Genomic DNA, 16,293 nt, shown 5'->3' with positions numbered 1-16,293 from the left:
CACCCTTAAATCAGATTCCTAATCTGCCTGCTGGTTTCAACGTCGCTCTCAGCCTCAATCTTCTTGAATAACGCCTCTTCATCAACATAGAACTGCCTTATGTAGTATCCAACCTTCTCAATGCCCCTGATGCCCTGTTCAACCATCCAGTCAAGGATTATTTTCCTCTTTTCTTTTTCCAACTCCAGCTCTGCCATGCTCATTCCAGTGTGGTGGGCGAGTGCGTTGAGGGTCTTGCTCGGAACACCCGTAGGAACGAGCTCATCCTTGGCAGGATCATACTTGTACAACTTGTTCAGCTGAATATTTTCCCCTTCTACACCCGAAATCTCTGCTATCTCTGTTATCCTTCTGATGGTTCCCTTCTTCCTGCTGTGGAACCTGACCTGCATTATGATAATGTCGAGGGCCGGAATCATTATCTTAGGGACGTTCATCGGTGGACTCTCGAGACGGACTATAGTTTCCCTAGCAGAGTTAGCATGGATTGTGCCCATACAGCCATCGTGACCCGTGTTCATTGCAGTGAACATTGTTCTTGCCTCTGGGCCACGGACCTCACCAACGATGATTCTATCAGGACGCATACGCAGGGTGTTCTTAACGAGATCATCCATGGTTATTTCTCCCTTACCTTCAAGGTTAGGGGGCCTCGTTTCAAGACGCACCCAGTGTTCAACTGGAAGCTGGAGTTCCGCAGTATCCTCAATAGTGATGACACGCTCGCTCGGGGGGATGAACATTCCAATGGCGTTCAGGGTAGTGGTCTTACCCGAGCCAGTTCCACCGGCGACGAGTACGTTGGCAGGCTTGACTCCAAGACCATCAACGAATATCCACAGCAGAGATGCTATGTCAGTGCTCATAGTTCCGTACTTGATGAGGTCTATAATCGTGAGCGGATCTTTCTTAAACTTACGGATGGTTATGGTGGGTCCATCAAGACTTATCGGAGGTATGGTAGCGTTCACACGGCTTCCATCAGGCAAACGGGCATCGAGAAGAGGACTTTGCTGGTCTATCCTCCTGCCGACCTCTCTAGCTATGCGCTCGATTATGTTGAGTATCTCCCTGTCTTCGGGGAAAATTATGTTAGTCTTACACATATTAAAGCGCCGATGCCAGACATAAACGGGTCTTTTGGTTCCGATTACCATAATCTCCTCAAGGTTGTCGTCGCGGACAAGCGGGTCGAGTTTACCGTAGCCTATCATTGACTGGACGATCATCTCAGTGAGTATCTCGATCCTACCCTCCGAGAAGTGTGGTGCATCCTCCTTTATCATCTTTCTGATGGCGTTCATGAACACCCGCCGGCGCTCTTCGGGGTCTGGAAATGCCGTAGGATCGATCTGAAGCTCTGTTATTGCCCTCTCCTTGATCCTCCTAAAAAGCTCCTCCTCATCGCGGGTGAGTTTGGGAAGACGAATCTCATATATTGGAACTGGCTCTCCCTTAACCTTGAGAATACGGACGTTGCCATAGGCATCGAGGACCTCAGCCCTTCCGGCATAGGTTGTCTCCTCTTTACTGGCGGATGAGCCAAGTATGTCCTGAAGTGTTGAAGGAGGCTTGGGTTTTGGCTTTTCAACAGGTGTGGGTTTTTTCTCCAGGGTATCCTTGGTGAGTATCTCCCCGAGGATATCAGCGCCAGTTGGTCTGCTATTCAGGGTATCCTCGGAAGAAGGCTTACTAAGGATTTCATCTAGATCAATTCCACCTTTCCTATCCACAAAAGGAAGCGACTCCTCTTTTTCTTTTTTCTTTTCATCCCTAAGCATGCTCTCAAGGAGATCATCCTCTCCGTTAAGTATCTCATCTATCCATGAGAGGCCTTCCTTCTTCTTTTTCTTCCCATCCAACACCAACTCTCACCGCCCCTCTTTCGTCCAGCTAACGTGATAGGTTATATCCACACTTCTCCCCATGAAGATTATCCAGACCGGGAAGTCGAATCCCGCCTGCTGGGGGGGAGTGATTTCAGGTGTTCCTACTGAGATACCACTTATCAGCGTGTTCGAGAGCTGGAACATTCCCGGGAGGGACGGAGCCGGTTGCGGCTGAGGAGTCTTCTGCGGTGAGGTGAGACCTTTGTATCTCCAGACAAAGTCCTCCATGTACTCTTTGTAGGTCATGGTATAGTTAGGTACGAAGTCGTAGGTCTTGGCACCATCGAAGATGACAGGTATCGATGCTGCGAAGAACGTGTTGAAAAGTCCGCCTTCGTTGGGAACGTTAGTGAGGCGGAAGGTGACCGTTCCGTCGTACTTAAGGATTTTAATGTGACCATCAACTATTGGAAACATACTTTTCAGATATACGACCTTGGGAGTGTTTATGAGCTGTGGGTATATAACACCACAGCTTATTACTGAGATATCATCAAGATCCCCTATAACGCCACTAACCTGACTTCCATTGTACTCAACAGAAGTTATCTTAGCCTGATCACCACAGACAGTTTGATAATTCACAGTTGGGACGATGTAGGAGTAGTGGGAGGTTATCCTGAAGTTCACAACAACCGTTTCATAGGGCATTATCCAAAAGCCAGTGTAATAGTTGAGGGTCGTCCTCTGGATGTTTGAGAGGTTATGAATTACACTATCCCCAAGGAAAAATGCCTTCATCGCCTCACTGTTGTCGAGCCTGTAAACTGTGAAGTCATAGCGCGGATTGACCACTATAAACTTCGGGAAAGAGGCCGTGTTGACTATGGTGACATTCAGGTCTATCATTACCTGTCCCATTATACCGATGTTGTTGTAGGTGTCCCCGGGAAGAGTGTAGGTCGCTGCACTAACTAGAGACGAAGCTAACAAAAGAATAAAGAGAGATACTGCAAGGCGCTTCATGGTTAATCACCTCAGCTCGCGACCTTCGCTATGTAGAGGTACTGCTGGTTGGAGAGTATGTCTGGTACGAAGATTGACGGAACTCTAACGATGACGAGGAACTGGGTGTTCGGATCGAGCACGAGCATGCCCGACTCCTTCTCCAGGTCGACTATCTCCCATCCATATGCCCTGAGCTGCTCTTTAACATCCTCGCTGGCCTGTATCTTTCCAGCTGCTATCGCCTTGAGTATCTCAGTGAGGTCGACGGTGTAGGTGTAGCTCGCCGAGGCGCTCTGGGTGGCCGTCTGAGTGTTCGTGTAGATATCGCTGATGGCCTGACCGTTGGTTATTGAAGTGTCTCCCGGCGTGTATGTGGTCGTGTGATCCTCGGTGTACTGGGTTGAAGAGGAGCTGCTTGAAGAGCTGGTCTGGCTCTGGGCCTCGTTGACCGATATGGCTCCGACCTCAGTCGGTAGGAGGACGAGCTGGACGTAGCCCTCGTTCACTATCTCCTTGAACTGGGCGTTGGTGGCGTTCTTGGCGAATATCATTATCTTATCTCCCGGAACAAGGAAGGCACCGTTTATCTTGTCCCTCGAGAGAACAAGGGCAATGTCAACGAACTCAACCTTGTAAATCCTGTACTGGATGAGCTCCCCGTAATCCATTATTCCCCCAAGGATGGACTTAGCCTCAGTCTTTGTGACGATTCTCTTAGAGTCACCCTTCTGCAGTATAACGTTTTGAGTTGGCATGGTATCGATTAGGTAGTAGTAATAATCCCTCCAGAGCTCGAGAAGGTACGGTGAGGTTGTGATAGAGTTGACCTCCTCTATCGTGGTTGCGCTCGCAATCTGATCTTCGAGACTCTTCATAGAGTCAATAACCTTCTTTTTGAGGTCGTCAGGCAGAGGCATCGAGAGAAGCGGCTGGAACTCCATCTCTATACTCTTTATCTTTTCCTGTTTGGTCTGGTTAAGCTGCCTCTCGTATTCGAGACGCTTCTGCTCCGCGAGGTATGCCTGATATTCCTGCCAAGCCTTTGCATAGGCGGCCTTAACGTCTATTGCGTTGACTTCATCAACGGACTGAGCAGAGTTAATCTCGTTTATGAGCTCTTGCTTAGTCTGCTGACCAATGGTACTGTTCATTATCTCTCCTTGGAAGTACTGGTTTACCTCGGCCAGCTTTTTGGCCTTAGCCTGCGATAGCTGCTCTGCCGCACGATTTTGAAGATAGACATATGCTCCAACAGAGATTACAAGAATGATAACGATGAGAATCGCAGCACCAGTAAGAATTCTCTTTCGTCTCTCCCTTTCCCTAATGCTCCCCACTGAACGGGGTTTTTTAGGGGGTTTTTTGACTGGGGGTTTGGCCATTTTAGGAACATCAGATTCCACACTGGCCTTACCTAGTTCCCTCAAACGGCGAATCTTCGCCTCGATATCTTCGGACACGTTGAGCACCACCATCAACTGTTATCATAATCAGCTTCTCATATCAAATAGTTTTTTGAACCTCAAGCTTTATTTAGATTTCGGTGGTGGTATGGAGCGGTTAGAGATTCGAGTAGTGGAAATTCGGGGGAAATGTCCCGTTTTTCGTTCCGGGGACAAAATTGTGATTGACGGCCCAACCATCAACCTAAAGGAGACAGACGCACTGTGCACCCATGCTCTTGCCTCGCTACTGCCGTACATAGTTGCACTGCGAAAGGGTATTAAGCCAAAAGAACTTGGGCTTGGTAGGGGAGAGAAAGCCTACGTGCAGTGCCTTGATCCTGGACCGCCCTACACAGACGGAGGGACGGTAATCTTTGAGATAACGGTGGTGCGAGATGAAGCAGAGAAAAGCTTGGCGGGTTGTGAGAGAGGTAATTGACGAGGCCGATATCATCGTCGAGGTAGTTGACGCGCGAGACCCTATAGGAACGAGGAACAGAAAACTGGAGAGGCTCGTTAAGGAGGAGGGAAAGCCGCTCCTTATAGTCATGAACAAGGCTGACCTCGTGCCCAAGGAGTGGGCCGAGGAGTATAAGAGAAAGAGCGAGATTCCGGTCGTTTTTATCTCCGCCCGCGAGAGGAAGGGAACTGGAATTTTAAGGAGGGAAATCAAAAAGCTCGCAAAGGGCCTGCTGGACTATCAGGATAAAGTTAAGGTGGCCCTCATAGGCTATCCCAACGTCGGCAAGAGCACGATAATCAACACGCTGAAGGGCAAGAAGGCCGTAGGAACAGCCCCTATTCCAGGCTACACAAAGGGGAAGCAGCTCATAAGGCTGAGCAAAAAGATATGGCTTCTCGACAGTCCTGGAGTTGTTCCCATAGATGACTTCGACGAGCTAGTCATCAAAGGAGGTTTTCCTGCAGACAAGATAGAGGAGCCAGTTAAGCCGGCACTGAAGCTCATCGGCAGAATCCTGGAGACGAGAAAGGAGGCGCTAACGGAGAAGTTTGGCATTGAAGACTTTTCCAGCGAGGAAGATATCCTCAGGGAGATAGGAAAGCGAAAGGGCATAATCAGGAAGGGCGGTGAGGTTGACCTTGAGGAAACGGCTCGCTGGCTTCTCCGCGAGTGGCAGACCGGAAGGTTCACCCTCTTTGGAAAGGAGGAAGAGAAAGGCCAAGAGTTCGTCTGGGACTTCGAGGATGTTCTTGATGGCATCGAGAAGGATTTGCTCCTCGACCCAAGGAGGATACTCTGGAAATACGGCGAAGAGCTGAGGGAAAAGCTTGACAACACGAAGCGGGTTGGAATAAGGGAAATTGAGGGGTTCACCGTTGGCATCGCGACGGGCTTCAAGAAGTGCGACGGCGGAATAAAGCTCCTCGAAAAGCTCACCGGAAAGCACGCCCTTGCGAGTGAGTGCTTTGGGAAGAAGTGGAAGGGTGTCGTTGTGATAATGGAGTGATGAAGGATGAGACTGCTACTCACGACTTCTCAGGGAATCGAAGATTTAGCAAAGGCCGAGGTAGAGAGCCTTCTCAGCCAGCTTGGAGTTTCGTTTCTGGTGGAGGAAAAGCCGCTGGACGTAGAGGGTAGAGTCCTAGCCGAAGTAGGCGAGGCATTCTATACCGATAAGAAGGGCAGAAAGAGGGAGCTGAGCGTTGCGACGTATTTAAACGAACGCTCAAGACTCCTCCACAGAGTTATAGTTGAGATAGCGAGCGAGAGATTCGAGGGAATAAGTGAAGACGAATCAGAGAGGGCGTTGAAGAGAATAGAAGACTTCGTGGCTTCCATTCCAGTGGAAAAATACATCAAGGTCAGTGAGAGCTTCGCGGTTCGCTCCTTCAGGAAAGGAGAACACAAAATAACCAGTGTTGATATAGCAAAAACCGTCGGAAAGGCTATTTTTGACAGACTGAGTAGATATGCGACTCCAAAGGTTAACCTTGACCATCCAACGGTTATCTTCCGGGCGGAGCTGATTGGCGATGTATTCTTCCTCGGGATAGACACCACCGGCGATTCTTCCCTCCACAAGAGGCCTTGGAGAGTTTACGACCACCCAGCACACCTCAAGGCTAGCATAGCCAACGCGCTCATAGAGCTTGCAGAACCCGACGGCGGATCGTTCATCGACCCCTTCTGTGGAAGTGGAACAATTCCAATAGAGCTGGCTTTGGGAGGCTACGGAGGCAAAATAATTGGTCTTGAGAAGTACAGAAAGCACCTCCGTGGAGCCGAGATGAACGCCCTGGCCGCTGGAGTTTACGACAGGATAGACTTTATCCTCGGCGATGCGACGAGGCTGAGCGAATACGTTGAGAGCGCTGATTTCGCGGTGAGTAACTTGCCCTACGGCCTCAAAATCGGGAGGAAGAGCATGATACCAAAGCTCTACATGCAGTTCTTTGCTGAGCTGGCCAAAGTTCTTGAAAAACGCGGCGTTTTCATAACGACGGAGAAGAGGGCAATAGAGAAGGCTATAGAGGATAGCGGTTTCAAGATAATCCACCACAGGCTCATCGGACACGGTGGATTAATGGTTCACACATACGTTATCGAATAACTACCCCCAATCTTCCTAAAGAGCTAAAGCCAGTCCACAGCTTCTCGCTCCCAAAAGGGCATAAATAACAGCTAAGAAGAAGAGGAAAGAGAGTCAGACCCTCAGGCTCTTGATGGCCTTGAGGGTCTCCTTCAGATCTTCATAACCAAAGCGCAGATACTTCCTTCCCTCATCCTCACAGCCGTCGGCGAAGGCGCTCCAGGCTCTGTTAAGGGCCCTCTCGCCCCTGCTGAAGACCGTCATTATAGTTCCATAGGTCATGAGACCCTCTATCCTGAGAGGCTGGGCCTTCTCTGCGAACTCTTCGAGCTCCTCCAGTACGGCGGTGAGTTCACTGAGAACCCTATCCTTCGGGGCGTCCATTATGGCCTCTAACCTTGCGAGACTCTCGGTGAGGAGCCTTTCAAGCTCCTTGACGCCGCCGGTTCCGCTCTGGGCAGCTCTGTGGAGCTCCTCTTTGGCACCCTGCCTTCTCAGGACTATGCCAACGGCCATGACGCCGAGCGAAACCGCCAGGCCACCCCACATCGGCGGTATCCTGGCGGCCGTGATAGCTCCCCCAACGAGACCAATGGTGAGTATGACGTTGCCTATGAGCTTCTTCATTTCCATCACCTCATGGGTGAAGGACTCCCAGCACGGTGAGGACCGCGAACAGGAGGGTCATCGCGGCCTCTCCCACCATCAGACCTGCTGCAACCGGGAGGACCTTCTCCGTAATGAACTCGTGTCCCTTCTTCCTCTTGGCGACCTCGTGGACTATACAGCCGATTCCGTAGGGGATGATGTAGAGCATCGGCAGGTACATTGAGAGTCCAACGAGAACTCCAAGTCCTGGAATGCCGCTCATCGAGAGGGCGAAGCCGAGGATTCCACCGGCGATGAACTTGTCTACCGGGACGTTTCCTCCGAGGATAGCCTCGACCATCGACTTGAGGGCCATTGCCTGCGGCGCCGGAACCATCTCGTTTCCTATTCCGTAGGCCTTCCAGATGAGACCGACGACGGTCAGGGCTATTATCGGTCCTATCCAGGCTGTGAGGAGCTCGACCTTCTGCTGCTTTGATGGAATGCCTCCGACGAGGTGGCCCGTTTTGAGGTCCTGCATCATATCGGCCGCTCCAGAGATAGCGACTCCGACGGTGGCGCCAAGGAGTATGGTGAGCGGGACGTTCTTGTTAGTCAGGTAGAGGAGTATCATGACCGAGACGAGTGAGAGACCCGAGACTGGGCTCCAGTCGGTCATTCCAGTGGACATTGCAACGAGGAGCGAGGCGATGAAAATCCACGCGACGCCGACGAGTGCCGTGAGCAGGCTCCTGCCCAGGCCGAGGTCTCCAAGCTGGTAGGTCGTCACCAGCAGGAGGAGGAACGCCAGGACGATTCCAGCGTAGAGGTAGCTTATCGGCAGCTCCTCGTTCCTAGCCCTTGAGCCCAGCTTGCTGGCTCCCGCAATGCTCTTGATGGCAACGACTATGACTGGAAGCGAGAGTATGAGACCAGCTATGGAGCCTCCAAGGAGCATTCCGATACCGAGGGGCCTTGTCATGTTGGCGTAGACGAAGGAGCTTATCGCACCGTCGGTGACATCACTCGGAAGCCATCCAAGGGCCTTGACGAGTGGGGTTATGATGTAGTACGAGAGCACTCCACCGGCAAGGACTATGAGACCGTTCCTTCCGGTTATGAGTCCCATTCCGAAGACCATGAGAGAGAGCGCTATCGTGAGGTTGATCCAAGAGGGCAGGTGGAGGACAGAGCCGAGGTCAACGTACTCCGGGATTATCTCCGGAAGGCCGAGGATGGGGAACTGCTGGACGAGATAGACTCCGGCACTGACTATCATTCCAAGGAAGAGCAATCTGGCCTTCTCGATTCCGCTTCCTGGGGTCTTGAGAACGGTAGCGACTGCAGTTCCCGTCGGGAACCTAAGGCGGTCTATCTCGATCATCTGCTTCCTCAGGGGGATTATGAAGGTGATTCCCAGTATGGCTCCAGCAGCCGTCGCGATGAAGAAGTATGGCATGTTGATTTCCTCGTTGAGACCCATTATATAGAGCGCCGGTATGGTGAATATGACTCCGGAGACCGAGATGTTGACTGCAGAGGCTATTGTCTGGACGATGTTGTTCTCAACGATGGTTCCCTTCTTGAGCAGTCCCCTAAGGATTCCCCAGCCGACTATAGCGGCTATTGCAGAGCCGCCGGAGGTGAATCCCATAATCATTCCGGCGTAGGTGAAGCTCGCAGCCATGAAGGCGCCCCAGATCACACCGAGTATTATCGCAGCGGGCGTGACTTCGCGATAGGTTCCCTTTTCTCCACCCATTTCCAAACCTCCTGCACAGTTATGAACATTCATGTTCGCATTGGTACGAAGAGTTTAAGGCATAGATATTGCTTTTTTTGAAATATAAAGTTTGTTAGAACGCTAAAATTCAAGAACGAGAATTTAAAACCAATGAACAGCCGAATTAAGCCTTTATGACGGTTTTTGATATTTCATGAATAAGGACTCATCAGCAGCATGTTCAAATGGGCACCAGCGCACATTACGTTATTACAGTATCGAAGAATCTTTGAGGACAGATAGAACAAAACGAACGATGACCCGTCGGAGAAGAGAACTCAAAGCAACTTAGAAGAAATTCAAAAGAAAACGAATGAAAGTCGACTTATTAACCCCTCAGTGCCATATATTTAAAACGGCTTTTTTGTTGCCCGGATTGTGTATGATGAGCTTCCACTTTCCTTTGGGCAGCTCAATCACCATGTCTATGCGCTGGGTTTCTCCAAAGTCCGTCAAAACTTCACCGTCGTTTGATAATATCTTCACATCTGCAGGAATGTTGGAGTCAATCTTCACCGTTAGGTTAGAGGGGCCAGCGAAGACGTACTCCAGAGTTTCTCCAGAACCTAAGAACTTCGCTTTGATGTAAACGAACTTGGTCTCAACGCAGCCGGCAGAGAGAACCAAAAGCACAACGAGGAAAACAGCAAGGCACTCATCCACACAACCGGAAAGAGTTATGAAAGAAAAAAGTTTCTCAGCAAAGTATCGAGTCCTCCGCAATAACGTCCTCCTCTAAAGTCCCAATACCCTCTATCCACGCCTCAATCCTGTCGCCGTGCCTGAGCGGACCGACACCAGCGGGCGTTCCAGTGGCTATTATATCGCCAGGCTCAAGGGTCATCACGCTTGAGATGTACTCTATCAGCTCGGGAACTTTAAAGACCATCTCGCTCGTTCTGCCGAGTTGTCTGAGCTCGCCGTTTACCTTCAGACCGATTTCAAGGTCGCTGATGTCAAGCTCGCGCTTATCCACAACTCTGGGCCCGATAGGTGCGAATGTATCGAAGCCCTTCGAGAGGGTCCATGGCATGCCGCTTTTCCTCGCTTCCGCCTGCAAATCTCTCGCCGTAATGTCGAGCAGTATTGTGTAACCGAGGACGTAGTCGAGGGCCTTCTTCGCAGGAACGTTTCTCGCGCGCTTGCCGATTATCACAGCAAGCTCGACCTCGTGGTCAACGCGCTTGCTCATCCGTGGGAGGACTATCGTTGAGTTGGGACCGATTAGAGCCGAGGGCGGCTTTAGGAAGAAGACCGGCCTTTCGGGGACGTCGCTCTCCATTTCCTTAGCGTGCTCTGCGTAGTTCTTGGCGAGCGCTATTATCTTGGTCGGCCTGATCTCGTAATAGGTGTCACGGAAGGGGAGACGGAGCAAGGGCGCACCCCCTCAGCCCTTCAGCGCCTCCGGAACGGCTTTATCCCACTGTTCCCTCGCCAGCTCGCCCGTGTACTTGAACTTTTCGACCTTCTTCTCGGCCTCCTTGCGCTTCTTCTGGTGCTCCTTCAGGAACTCCTGCACCTTCTTTATGAGGTAGCGCTTGCACTGGCCGCAGAGAAGCTCGCCGTTTTTACAGGCGTGGTAGCGCTCCATGAGCTTCTTGTCGTCCTCTTCGAAGAATATCTCCAGCCACTTGAAGACGACGCACTTCTCGGGCTCCCCTCCCTTCTCGCGTTGCTCCTTTGCTGTCGCCCTCCCTCCGGTGAGGGCGTACTTCCATATCTTCCTGCCGACCTCTTCCGGATCGTCGGTCAGGTAGATGGCCGTCTCGGGCTTGCTGGCGCTCATCTTCCCTTCGAGGCCCATAAGTCCCGGCACGAACTTGCTGTGGATGGCTGCGGTCTTGTAGTAGCCAAGGCTCTCGGCAAAGTCGCGCTGGAGCCTCCAGTAGGGATCCTGGTCTATGGCCGCCGGAATGAGACAGCGCTTCTTCTCAAAGAAGGTCGGTGCAGCCTGAATAGCCGGATAGAAAATCATTCCAATCTTGCTCTGCTCGGTAAAGCCGAAAACGGCTTTCGCCATCGAGAAGTTTATCTTCTTGGCTATCGGAATGGCCATCTCGTAAATCTTGGTGAACTCGCTGTCCTGGAAGATGAATGTCCTGTCCGGGTCGAAGCCGACCGCTATTATATCAAGGATGTTCTGATAGGCCCAATACTTGGTGTCCTCAAAGGTGAGCTTGTCCTTGAACAGGAACTTCTCGTCGTCGGTTATCTGGATGTAGAGGTTCACGCCGAACTTCTCCTGGAGCCACTTCGTCGCGAAGAAGGGTATGATGTGGCCTATGTGCATCGGCCCGCTCGGACCCCTCCCGGTGTAGAGGAAGAAACCTTTTCCACTCTCGTAGTCCTGAAGAACCTTATCGTAGTCCCTGTGGGAGAAGAAGAACCTCCTCCTGAAGTAGAGCGGTAGCTCGCTCTTGGTCAGCTGGGCGGTCTTCTCAAGCAGCTCGTCCGTCAAAGGACTCGTTCCAAATTCCTCTATCAGCTTGTTGTAGTCCACCAAACCCTCAACGTCCCATGGGGTAACCTTAAACTCGTCCATTCAAAGCACCTCCATTTCCAGTGGAAACGAAACTCCAGACTAAGCGGGGGCAGAAGAGGAAGGCTTCACCAAGGCCAAAAACAATCACCAAGCATGGGAAGAAAAAGGAAGGAAGAGGATTTAAAGTTTTCCATTCTCCCTAAGCCACTCGCCGTATCTGACGAGGGCATAGACGGCATCGACGCCGTCCTCAACAGTCTCGTAGACCGGAACGCCTTTGAGCTCGATATTCCTTGCCATCTTGTGCGGATAGTCTCCTCCCGGGGCGACGAAGACTATAGGCTTGCCGTATTCCTGCATCTTTGCAACAGCATCAACGATTCCCTCGTCGAGAGCGGGGCTCTGGAAGAGTGCGATAACGACAAGAACGTCAACGTTCGGATCCTCAAGGGCGTAGCGCATGGCCCTCTCGTATCTGTTGGATGGGGCGTCGCCAATGACGTCTATCGGGTTCTTGTAGCTCATGTGGTGCGGGAGCTTGCCCTCCTCTATGTCCTTCCTAAAGCGCTCATTAGTCTGCTCGGTGAACTCGGCAAGCTCCATTCCACGCTCAAGCAGGCCATCGCTCATCATGACTCCAGCGCCACCACCGTTTGTGACTATGGCAACGCGATTGCCCATTGCAGGCTTCTGCATTGCCAGAGCCTTGGCGTAGTTGAAGAGCTGGCGCATGCTCTTCGCCTCGAGAACACCGGCTTGTTTGAAAGCTGCCTGGTATATGGCGTAAGAGCCGGCAAGTGAGCCTGTGTGGCTCGCTGCCGCCTTAGCTCCGGCCTCGGTTCTTCCACTCTTGAGGATTATGACAGGCTTCTTGAGGGTGACCTCTTTGGCAGTGTTAAAGAACTTCCTTCCGTCCTTGACCCCCTCGATGTAGCCGGTTATGACGCCCGTTTTCGGATCCTCACCGAGATAGGCCATGAAGTCGCTCTCGTCAAGGTCAGCCATGTTGCCGAGGCTGATGAACTTGCTCATCCCTATCTTGTGACTTGCCGCCCAATCAAGAATGGCAGCCCCAAAAGCACCACTCTGGCTCATGAAGGCTATCTTGCCAGCGGGTGGCCTAGCCTGTCTTTCTGGAGGATTGAAGTTGCAGTCAAAGCCGTTCTCAAGGTTTGTGACGCCGAGACAGTTCGGACCAACCAAGCGAATGCCCCACTTTCTGGCTCTCTTAACAATTTCCTCCTCAAGGTCTGCCCTTCCGGCTTCCTTGAAGCCAGCAGAAATGACGACTGCGCCCTTAACACCCTTCTCGCCACACTCATCGATAACATCAGGAACAAACTTGGCCGGAACGGCGATAACTGCCACATCAATCTCATCGGAAATTTCCTTAATGCTCCTATAAACTGGGAACTTCTTTCCATTGACCTCTACTTCGCCACCCTTGACGTTGACAGCGTAGACCTTACCCTCATACTTGAGCGTTATCGAGCGCATTATCGCGTTTCCAACCTTTCCTGGAACATTTGAAGCGCCTATGACAGCCACGCTTTTCGGGTAAAACATGAAGTCCAGTTTTGGTGCCCCCATCTCATTCACCTCCGAAATTTTTTCGGTCAGTTCTATTTAAGTTTTCCCTCCCTAAAAATCAAAATGGATAGAGGAGGATTATCAGGAGGTAGAGCGCTATGAAGAGGGGAATTTCTATTATTGCTCCCGCCCTTATGTAGTCCATGAAGCTATATTCCCCAGGACCGAAGACTATTGTGTTGGGTGGTGTTGAAACCGGCGTCCAGAACCCTATTGATGAGGTCATCGCTATCGCCATTAGGAGCGGGTAGGGGCTTATACCAGCAGACTGGGAAATGCTCACAGCTAAAGGTGATAGTATGGCTGTTGTAGCCGTGTGGGACATGCTGTTGCCGAGAAGGAAGGCTATAACCATTATCGCCAGCAGGAGAATATAAGGAGAGTGAATATAGCCGGTGACGGCCTTTCCTACCATCTCCGCTGCCCCAGTTACTTCCATCGCCTTACTCAGCGGGAGCATTCCAGCGAAGAGGAAGACAGTTGTCCAACTGACGGAGTTGAAGGCCTCTTTAGCAGAGATTATACCAAAGGCCACCATGAGGACGGCCCCAAGTGCTGCAGCCGTCTGATACGGAAGGAGCTTGAGCATCATGGCAAGTATGGTCAGTACGAAGATGACTATCGCCAGCCACATTCTGTCATCCCGGACCTCTTCGAGTTCTGAGATAGCCCTCCCACTGAATGACGCTTCTGAACTCGGCAGAAACCTCCTTCCAACTGTTACCGCCAGGGCTATACCGAGTATCGTCAGAGGAAGTCCTATTTTTCCAAACTCAAAGAAGCCAAAAGGCTGAAGGCTCATCTCTTCTAAAACGCTATTGACTATTCCGTTGGGTGGTGTTCCAATGACCGTGAGAGTTCCGCCTAGCGAAGCAGCCCAGGCCAGCGGAAGAAGCATTCGCTTGGGACTTATTCCAGCCGAGCGAGAGGCAGCAACGACAATTGGCAGTAAGGCGACGGTGGTTGCGGTGTTGCTGAGAAAACCGCTGAGGATTGCCGTAACTATCATAATGAAGAGCATAAGACGAACCTCGCTTGTTCCGGAGATTCTGACGACAAGCTCACCGATTTTTTGAGCCGCGCCTGTCCTGAAGAGGCCTTCCCCTACCATGAACATGAAGAGGAACACTATGACCCATTTGTAACCGAAATAGGAGAAGGCCGTATTTGCGTCAAGAATTCCTGTTACGGAGAGCACCACGGGGACGAGGACGGCGGTAAATGCAATAGGGATTATCTCAGTGAAGAACAGAACAAAAGCCACACCAAGTAGAAGGAGAGACATTTGAGCAGACGTTAAAACCTTCGAGAGAACATAAAAACCCAAAACAACCGCCGAAATTATGATCCCATGGACAAGTTCCTTGCGCTCCATGCCACTCACCCATTGGATATTTTATCCGCAAATCTTATCAAGTGGAGGGCAGCCTTGACATATATAAACCTACCGCCGAAAGCAAAAGGGTTATATGCCATAACGTTCAAAGAACCGTTAGAACGTTTAAATTGGGTGGGAGCGATGGCAAAGATTAAAGTCATAACTGACCCAGAGATAATAAAATTGATGCTCGAAGATACGAGGAGGAAGATACTTCAGCTGCTCCGCAACAAGGAGATGACAATTTCCCAGCTCAGCGAGATTCTCGGTAAGACGCCACAGACAATATACCACCACATAGAGAAGCTCAAGGAGGCCGGTCTCGTTGAGGTCAAGAGGACGGAGATGAAAGGCAACCTCGTCGAGAAGTACTATGGAAGAACGGCAGATGCCTTTTACATCAACCTCTATCTCGGCGATGAAGAACTCCGCTACCTTGCCCGCTCGAGGCTCAAGACCAAACTCGAGATATTCAAGGCCCTGGGATATGAATTCGACGACGATGAGCTCCTTGACGTGATGGACAACATCCTCGAGAAGGAGCACGAATACAAGACCGAGATATCCAAGGAGATAGAGGTAAACGAGGAGAAGCTTAAGGACTTCTCCAACGAAGACATAATCCACGCCATAGAATGGCTGGCAATGGCCAAGATGGGCCGCGATGAGGAAGCGATGGAGCTCCTCCGGAAGCTCGGGAAAATACTTAAAAAGTGAGAGTGAAAGGAGAAGCGATGGACTATGGCAAAGGGGATAAGGCTTCTAGTTCTAGACGTGCTTAAGCCGCACCAGCCGATAGTGACAGAGCTGGCTTTGGGACTGAGCGAGCTCGAGGGGGTAGATGGAGTTAACATAACCCTCGTAGAGATAGATAAGGAGACGGAGAACGTCAAGATAACCATGGTCGGAGACAATCTGGATTACGAGGAGATAGTTAGGACTATCGAGGAGTTCGGCGGAGTTGTTCACAGCATCGATATGGTCGCAGCCGGGAAGAAAATCGTTGAGGAAGGAGAAACCCCTCAAGACAAGTTGGAGGAGTACTGAGTGAAAGGCGTTTTGATAATAACAGAACCCGAGAAGGTAAAAGTCCTATCAGAGGAGACACGATTCAAAATCCTCCAATTACTAAGAGAGCGTCCAATGACAATTATCGAGCTTAGCAGCGCACTTGGAAAGGACAGAACAACCGTCTATCGACACGTGAAGATTCTCGAGAACGCGGGACTCATCAAGGAGCTCGACAATGACGGTAACGAGAGGATATACACCAGGACAGCGAGGCTCTTCCTCATAAAAGCAGACCCTGACGAGGTCATAGAAGAGTTCAGACAGGCCTATCTCCAGGTAGAGGCTGAAAAGCTCATCCAAATCCTTGAAAAAGCAGGCGCCAAAATAAAAGACCGAGAAAAACTAAAGCATCTCACCAAGACGGTGCTCAACGAAATTGAACTCAACTCCCAGCCTATACTCAAGAGAATATCCCAAGCCAAAGTGGATCTGACGGAGGTAGAGCTCTTCCACCTTTTCAACATGCTCGTTTTCCTCCAGAGCTGCGAGCTCTGCGAGAAAGCCAAAGAAGTAAAGAAGCTCGTGGAATTCTGAGGCTTCTTTTTATCATTCCCGATAAAACGTGAA

16 protein-coding genes are annotated in these 16,293 nt (G+C 50.9%); 6 read left to right on the top strand and 10 right to left on the bottom strand.

Going from position 1 to position 16,293, the window contains the following annotated elements; translation table 11 throughout:
• Positions 1 to 5 precede the first annotated feature (5 nt).
• The 3 genes from TON_RS08550 to TON_RS08540 are packed head-to-tail and all read right to left on the bottom strand — an operon-like array spanning position 6 to position 4,312.
• Positions 6 to 1,865 carry a CpaF family protein gene (locus tag TON_RS08550; protein ID WP_012572637.1) on the bottom strand — a complete coding sequence of 620 codons (1,860 nt, stop codon included), beginning with the start codon at positions 1,863 to 1,865 and terminating at the stop codon, positions 6 to 8.
• A gap of 6 nt (positions 1,866 to 1,871) precedes the next feature.
• Positions 1,872 to 2,855 carry a hypothetical protein gene (locus tag TON_RS08545; RefSeq protein ID WP_012572636.1) on the bottom strand — a complete coding sequence of 328 codons (984 nt, stop codon included), beginning with the start codon at positions 2,853 to 2,855 and terminating at the stop codon, positions 1,872 to 1,874.
• Between the two features lie 11 nt (positions 2,856 to 2,866).
• Entirely contained in the window at positions 2,867 to 4,312 is a 1,446-nt protein-coding gene (locus TON_RS08540; protein ID WP_148202387.1) for a DUF515 domain-containing protein, read from the bottom strand.
• 76 nt (positions 4,313 to 4,388) lie between these two features.
• Between TON_RS08540 and TON_RS08535 the strand changes: the two genes are divergently transcribed.
• From TON_RS08535 to trm14, 3 genes are read left to right on the top strand one after another with little or no spacing between them, the layout of a single operon-like run.
• Positions 4,389 to 4,721, top strand: coding sequence for a TIGR04076 family protein (locus tag TON_RS08535; RefSeq protein WP_048055108.1), 333 nt, complete (start codon positions 4,389 to 4,391; stop codon positions 4,719 to 4,721).
• On the top strand, positions 4,678 to 5,751 hold the full coding sequence (locus TON_RS08530) for a GTPase (RefSeq protein WP_012572634.1): 1,074 nt from the start codon (positions 4,678 to 4,680) through the stop codon (positions 5,749 to 5,751). The genes TON_RS08535 and TON_RS08530 overlap by 44 nt, the downstream gene beginning before the upstream one ends.
• Before the next feature lie 6 nt (positions 5,752 to 5,757).
• Positions 5,758 to 6,855, top strand: coding sequence for a tRNA (guanine(6)-N2)-methyltransferase (trm14, locus tag TON_RS08525; protein ID WP_012572633.1), 1,098 nt, complete (start codon positions 5,758 to 5,760; stop codon positions 6,853 to 6,855).
• 93 nt (positions 6,856 to 6,948) lie between these two features.
• Here trm14 and TON_RS08520 read toward each other — a convergent pair whose 3' ends face one another.
• From TON_RS08520 to TON_RS08490, 7 genes are all read right to left on the bottom strand, one after another.
• Positions 6,949 to 7,467: a cell division protein gene (locus TON_RS08520; protein ID WP_238516395.1), complete on the bottom strand. Its 519-nt coding sequence runs from the start codon at positions 7,465 to 7,467 to the stop codon at positions 6,949 to 6,951.
• A gap of 4 nt (positions 7,468 to 7,471) precedes the next feature.
• Positions 7,472 to 9,184, bottom strand: a complete 1,713-nt coding sequence (locus TON_RS08515; RefSeq protein WP_012572631.1) for an OPT family oligopeptide transporter — start codon at positions 9,182 to 9,184, stop codon at positions 7,472 to 7,474.
• Between the two features lie 357 nt (positions 9,185 to 9,541).
• Positions 9,542 to 9,868 (bottom strand): hypothetical protein, encoded by a 327-nt coding sequence (locus TON_RS08510; protein ID WP_048055107.1) that lies wholly within the window; start codon positions 9,866 to 9,868, stop codon positions 9,542 to 9,544.
• A 34-nt stretch (positions 9,869 to 9,902) separates the two neighbouring features.
• Complete coding sequence (locus tag TON_RS08505) at positions 9,903 to 10,580, bottom strand: fumarylacetoacetate hydrolase family protein (RefSeq protein ID WP_012572629.1); 678 nt, start codon at positions 10,578 to 10,580, stop codon at positions 9,903 to 9,905.
• Positions 10,581 to 10,592: 12 nt separating this feature from the next.
• Positions 10,593 to 11,747 (bottom strand): tryptophan--tRNA ligase, encoded by a 1,155-nt coding sequence (locus tag TON_RS08500; RefSeq protein WP_012572628.1) that lies wholly within the window; start codon positions 11,745 to 11,747, stop codon positions 10,593 to 10,595.
• A 120-nt stretch (positions 11,748 to 11,867) separates the two neighbouring features.
• Positions 11,868 to 13,277, bottom strand: a complete 1,410-nt coding sequence (locus TON_RS08495) for an acetate--CoA ligase family protein (protein WP_012572627.1) — start codon at positions 13,275 to 13,277, stop codon at positions 11,868 to 11,870.
• Positions 13,278 to 13,335: 58 nt separating this feature from the next.
• Entirely contained in the window at positions 13,336 to 14,652 is a 1,317-nt protein-coding gene (locus TON_RS08490; protein ID WP_012572626.1) for an SLC13 family permease, read from the bottom strand.
• 144 nt (positions 14,653 to 14,796) lie between these two features.
• On the opposite strand from TON_RS08490, the gene TON_RS08485 reads away from it, so the two are divergent.
• From TON_RS08485 to TON_RS08475, 3 genes are read left to right on the top strand one after another with little or no spacing between them, the layout of a single operon-like run.
• A complete protein-coding gene (locus tag TON_RS08485; RefSeq protein ID WP_012572625.1) occupies positions 14,797 to 15,372 on the top strand; it encodes a winged helix-turn-helix domain-containing protein in 576 nt (191 codons plus the stop codon).
• A 24-nt stretch (positions 15,373 to 15,396) separates the two neighbouring features.
• Complete coding sequence (locus TON_RS08480) at positions 15,397 to 15,702, top strand: DUF211 domain-containing protein (RefSeq protein ID WP_012572624.1); 306 nt, start codon at positions 15,397 to 15,399, stop codon at positions 15,700 to 15,702.
• Complete coding sequence (locus TON_RS08475; protein WP_012572623.1) at positions 15,703 to 16,260, top strand: ArsR/SmtB family transcription factor; 558 nt, start codon at positions 15,703 to 15,705, stop codon at positions 16,258 to 16,260.
• Positions 16,261 to 16,293 lie beyond the last annotated feature (33 nt).

Source organism: Thermococcus onnurineus NA1 (assembly GCF_000018365.1).
Lineage (GTDB): Archaea > Methanobacteriota_B > Thermococci > Thermococcales > Thermococcaceae > Thermococcus > Thermococcus onnurineus.
The sequence above is the reverse complement of the archived record's forward strand: the minus strand, read 5'-3'. Positions and strand labels throughout refer to the sequence as shown.

Bases quoted from the DNA above. Each gene is read 5' to 3' on its own strand.
- TON_RS08480 (WP_012572624.1), top strand. From the start codon at position 15,397: ATGGCAAAGGGGATAAGGCTTCTAGTTCTAGACGTGCTTAAGCCGCAC.
- TON_RS08535 (WP_048055108.1), top strand. From the start codon at position 4,389: ATGGAGCGGTTAGAGATTCGAGTAGTGGAAATTCGGGGGAAATGTCCC.
- TON_RS08530 (WP_012572634.1), top strand. From the start codon at position 4,678: ATGAAGCAGAGAAAAGCTTGGCGGGTTGTGAGAGAGGTAATTGACGAG.
- TON_RS08515 (WP_012572631.1), bottom strand. From the start codon at position 9,184: ATGGGTGGAGAAAAGGGAACCTATCGCGAAGTCACGCCCGCTGCGATA.
- TON_RS08500 (WP_012572628.1), bottom strand. From the start codon at position 11,747: ATGGACGAGTTTAAGGTTACCCCATGGGACGTTGAGGGTTTGGTGGAC.
- TON_RS08485 (WP_012572625.1), top strand. From the start codon at position 14,797: ATGGCAAAGATTAAAGTCATAACTGACCCAGAGATAATAAAATTGATG.
- TON_RS08490 (WP_012572626.1), bottom strand. From the start codon at position 14,652: ATGGAGCGCAAGGAACTTGTCCATGGGATCATAATTTCGGCGGTTGTT.
- trm14 (WP_012572633.1), top strand. From the start codon at position 5,758: ATGAGACTGCTACTCACGACTTCTCAGGGAATCGAAGATTTAGCAAAG.
- TON_RS08520 (WP_238516395.1), bottom strand. From the start codon at position 7,467: ATGGAAATGAAGAAGCTCATAGGCAACGTCATACTCACCATTGGTCTC.
- TON_RS08545 (WP_012572636.1), bottom strand. From the start codon at position 2,855: ATGAAGCGCCTTGCAGTATCTCTCTTTATTCTTTTGTTAGCTTCGTCT.
- TON_RS08495 (WP_012572627.1), bottom strand. From the start codon at position 13,277: ATGGGGGCACCAAAACTGGACTTCATGTTTTACCCGAAAAGCGTGGCT.
- TON_RS08540 (WP_148202387.1), bottom strand. From the start codon at position 4,312: ATGGTGGTGCTCAACGTGTCCGAAGATATCGAGGCGAAGATTCGCCGT.